Here is a 4,079-nt window from a genome sequence, read left to right as displayed (position 1 = left end):
ATCGGGACCTCCGAAATTGGCCGTACGCCATTGATACCATTGTTTTACAGCACGTACAAGTGCCTCGTACATATCACCTTCGATAACCTATACTTATCGGAGGTTATAAGCACAGAAAGATAGCGTCTATGTAACGAAAGTAAGGCATTTATTCGGTTTCATATCGGAGAATTTATCCAATACATTGACTATGTTAGTCTATGGAGTGCGGGTAATGTTCAGGGGTTAAGCGGGGTAAGCGTGGCAAATTCGGTGGCAATGTCGAACGCGTAGGCAATCTCGGCAGACCCGATGCGCGCTGCTGTACTGATCTTGCGAGCGGTCAGCGTTCCTGATTCGAAAGGGGAGGGGAGTGTTCAGGCCCGCGCCGCGATCAATGTCGCGAGCGGCGGGATCGGCTCCGGACTGCCGATCTCCAGCCGGTCGCCCAGATAGTGCCAGAACGATAGACCCAGCTTCTGGCACGTCTTCATCTATCCAAGCAGCGTATCGCGGGCAATGCGGCCGTCACGGCTCATTGTGCCGCCAGAGATCTTCCGCTTGATGACGAAGCTGCGCAGATCGTTTTCCGAAGCGTTGGTGTTGAGCGGGATTTCCGGGCGGTCCAGCACCCGCAACAGCTCGGCCTTGCGGCGCGACAACCGCAACAGGAGCTTGTCGACTGCAACGCGGGAGACCCTTTGAGCCAGGCTGACCCGCTTGGGCGGCAATTACATCTCATGGCAAAATCGGTTGGCCGTGATATCCACAAGATGCATGCTTTCGTACGGTTTCGCGAATTACTTGAGACTGGGTTGCGTCGTCGCTTTGCAGCCTGGTTTGAGCCGGAGCATAATATAGTCGAGCCGGGTAGTTCCTTTTTCGCAAAGCGTTTCGCGGATATGGACTGCGGGATCGCCACGCCAAGGCTTACAGCTCGATTTGAGGCCGGCAGACTTAGTTACCACCCAGGCGGTACACGCCCTGACTTATCGGAAGATGCCACCGAAACGCTTTGGGGCACCTATTTCGCGAACATCTTCAATCCGGCACGGGTAAAGCTGAATGCGATGCGCGCGGAAATGCCTAAGAAGTATTGGAAGAACCTACCCGAAACGCGCCTGATTCCAGATATGTTACGAGATGCCGAGTCGCGAGTGGAGCGAATGCGCGTGGCCGCAGAAACGTCACCAGCGGCTGGCGCAATCGCGATTTCGACCCGTTATCGCGCTGCGATGCCACAAGCGCCCGAGTTCCCTCAGACAATGGTCGAAGCGCGAGCGGCTGCCGGACATTGTCGGCGATGTGGATTATGCGAGGCTGCAACCCAGACTGTTTGGGGTGAGGGGCCCGAAGACGCTGAGCTCATGATTGTAGGAGAACAGCCGGGTGATCGTGAGGATCTGGAAGGTCGACCGTTCGTAGGTCCGGCAGGTCACCTCTTGCGTGAAACCATGGTTGCAGCAGGAGCAGAAGTTAGGCAGACATGGCTGATCAATGCAGTTAAGCACTTCAAGTTCATGCCGCGTGGCAAGCGCCGCCTGCATCAAAATACTGACCGGCAGGAAATCCTGCATCGTCGCTGGTGGCTGGGGCTCGAATTGGCTTTCATCCGTCCACGCATGGTGGTTGAGTTGGGGGCCTCTGCGGCGTTCGCTCTGACGGGTAACAACGCTCCTCTTACTTCGCGACGCGGTCAGGCTGAAATTGGGTTACATGATGGACCGGTGCTGATCTCCTAGCATCCATCCTATATCTTGCGGTTAAACGACAGTGTCGCGAGAGAACGTGCAAGGCGTGAATTGATCGAAGATATAATCCAAGCCGCTCGCATGGACGTATCTTTCTGACCTGTCAATGTTTCAGCTTCGATCAGGAGAGATCAATAAAAGGAAGCCGCCGGCGCGTTCGGTGTGTTAGTTCACTGACAGCAGTGGCCATTACTGCTCCAATGTCGGCACTTGCCGTAATTCCCTGCACGAAAGGCTGGTCGTGCATCAGATACGGCAGCGCGCCGAACGCAATCTTGCCACGTGCAATGTCCGGTGCCAGCAAAGTGTAGTCGTCTGAGACGTCCGGAATATCCTCTCCGACCGAAACGAGTTGCCGGCGCAGTGACGGAAACGGCAAATCCTTCGTCTTGAGTGGCTTCTGGCCTCGGGCGTCGATGAACACGTCGAATGTCCGTACTTCCGAGCCAATGGCGATGACGGTGTGATCCTTCCTTACCTCCATGTCGTAATCGTGCCCAAGTTCGAGGACGTCTATCAGGCCGGCCTTGCGCAGCGCCAGCAGTCTGCGGATCGATTCCGACGGGATGGCAGCATAGTTGTCAACGAAGACCTTGCAGAGTCCTGTATCGAACCGCTCGCGGTCCTCTTCATTGAGACGCGGAATGATCTCCTGCACGACCTCGTGCAGCCGAAGGATTGCATAGCGCCAGGGGACGGTATGCTTCTCCCGCTTGTTGCGCTCGACTTCTTTGAGATTGTATTCTGCCCAGCGGAACGCATCGTGGTTTTGCCGATCAGCAAAGTACGCGTCAGCGAAGCTGTCAGCGTCGAGCTTCGAAAGCGAAACACGCTCACTCCAGGCCGGATCGGCCACCTCGATTTCGCGCGCGACCAGGGCAAATATCCTGTCAAGCAAGCCACTCTCGCCAGTCTGGATCTCCCTGTTGATCGCCTGCTCCGTGGCAATCTGCAAGGGCTCGTAAGGGATAGGGCAATAAAAATCCGCTTCTGGCAGGATGCCTGAACGGGACATAAGCGTTATCGCCAGACTTTTACTGTCCGGGTCAAGGTCGAAGCTCAGGTTGTCGTTATCTTCCTCAATGAAGCTTCCATGTTGGGCAACGACCGCCATTGCTGCGTCGATGGCGCTAAGCGATGTTCCCATAATACCCACTTTACACGCAGGTATCCTAGCTTCGATCAGTCCAGACCAGGGGCTGGGATAATAATTGCGCGTTGCCTTTTCATCATCGGGCCAGACGTGTCCGGTGGCGATGACGACGAGATCGAAGAGTTTCGAATCGAGCTTCCCCTCAGACCAGAGCTTTACACCATTGGTGGTGGCTTCAACATCCGTTACCTCGCTGGATTCGTGCACTTCGACTGCAAATCCTTTTCGACGCGCTGCCTCGACAAGAGCCAGAAACTGATCCCGGAAATATTCGCCCAGCAGAATGCGAGGCAGGAATTGTCGATCGTGAAGATCTTCCTTGTCGACCCGGTATCGAGCGAGACGCGTCTCGTCCTGCTCGCGCAGCCAGTCGAGATAGGTCGAGGTAATCGGCGGTATCTCGATGCTGGCGATGTTGGCCAGCATCATCCGGCTGTTCTCATCGTCATTATAAGGCATGCCTACGCCAGCTTCATCTTCCTTCTCGTAGATCGAGATGGACATTTGCTCTGCGAATTTGAGCAGCGAGAAGAAAGTATAAATCCCGGTCGGACCGGTGCCGACGATAGCAATGTTCTTCATGGGCAATTACCAATTTCTCCACATTCCAATACATGCGGTTAACGGCCCGGCTGGGCCGGGCCGCTTGTGTTTGCACTTCGAACATCTCTTCACATCAGTTGTATGCCGCGAGATCAGAGCTTGACGGTATCTTCACGCGCCCATAAGCGGAGCTTACGGCAAGACACGACGAAGTCGGTGGCCGCCCTTGAATTGTCGAGCGGGATCAGCCCTTCGTCCATTTCGGGCTCGATACCGGCCTTGGCGAGCAGCGGCATCGCGCCTGCGGTAAAGCCAATGAACTTGCAGTGGGCAAAAGCGTCTGCAACAAAGTCTCTTGCAGTGGACTCACTGAGAAGCCTGTTGGCCGCTTCTACAGATAACACAAGCGCTACAGCATCAAACAATACGGATGGACCACCGTCAATCATATGGTCCGCCTCCATCCATTCGCCGCTGGAAGCTTCGAAACCTCCGACCGTCGGCGCAACCAGTTCCACCATCGCGCCTTCCTTCTCCGCGGCGTGCCGGATACCCTTGAGCACCTGTGCATCCGTGCGGTGTTGTCACGTTAAGTTTCTCTGGCCGGAAAGGCCAGGGGCTCGTAGATATTCAGGCGAAACAGGCCGCAATTT

At 55.5% G+C, this 4,079-nt stretch carries 4 protein-coding genes; 1 reads left to right on the top strand and 3 read right to left on the bottom strand.

From position 1 onward, the window contains the following. Positions 1-473: 473 nt before the first annotated feature. On the bottom strand, positions 474-710 hold the full coding sequence (locus HWX93_RS23130) for an IS66 family transposase (RefSeq protein WP_235913305.1): 237 nt from the start codon (positions 708-710) through the stop codon (positions 474-476). A gap of 9 nt (positions 711-719) precedes the next feature. On the opposite strand from HWX93_RS23130, the gene HWX93_RS22490 reads away from it, so the two are divergent. Continuing rightward, positions 720-1,721, top strand: a complete 1,002-nt coding sequence (locus HWX93_RS22490) for a UdgX family uracil-DNA binding protein (RefSeq protein ID WP_235969194.1) — start codon at positions 720-722, stop codon at positions 1,719-1,721. A 130-nt stretch (positions 1,722-1,851) separates the two neighbouring features. Here the strand turns inward: HWX93_RS22490 and HWX93_RS22485 are convergent, their stop codons facing one another. Together HWX93_RS22485 and HWX93_RS22480 are read right to left on the bottom strand one after the other, a co-directional pair. Then, positions 1,852-3,465, bottom strand: a complete 1,614-nt coding sequence (locus tag HWX93_RS22485) for an FAD-NAD(P)-binding protein (protein WP_176038790.1) — start codon at positions 3,463-3,465, stop codon at positions 1,852-1,854. A 113-nt stretch (positions 3,466-3,578) separates the two neighbouring features. After that, positions 3,579-3,989 carry a hypothetical protein gene (locus HWX93_RS22480; protein ID WP_419191186.1) on the bottom strand — a complete coding sequence of 137 codons (411 nt, stop codon included), beginning with the start codon at positions 3,987-3,989 and terminating at the stop codon, positions 3,579-3,581. Positions 3,990-4,079: the final 90 nt, after the last annotated feature.

It is taken from the genome of Brucella tritici (assembly GCF_902825325.1).
In the GTDB taxonomy this organism is placed as follows: domain Bacteria; phylum Pseudomonadota; class Alphaproteobacteria; order Rhizobiales; family Rhizobiaceae; genus Brucella.
The sequence above is the reverse complement of the archived record's forward strand: the minus strand, read 5'-3'. Positions and strand labels throughout refer to the sequence as shown.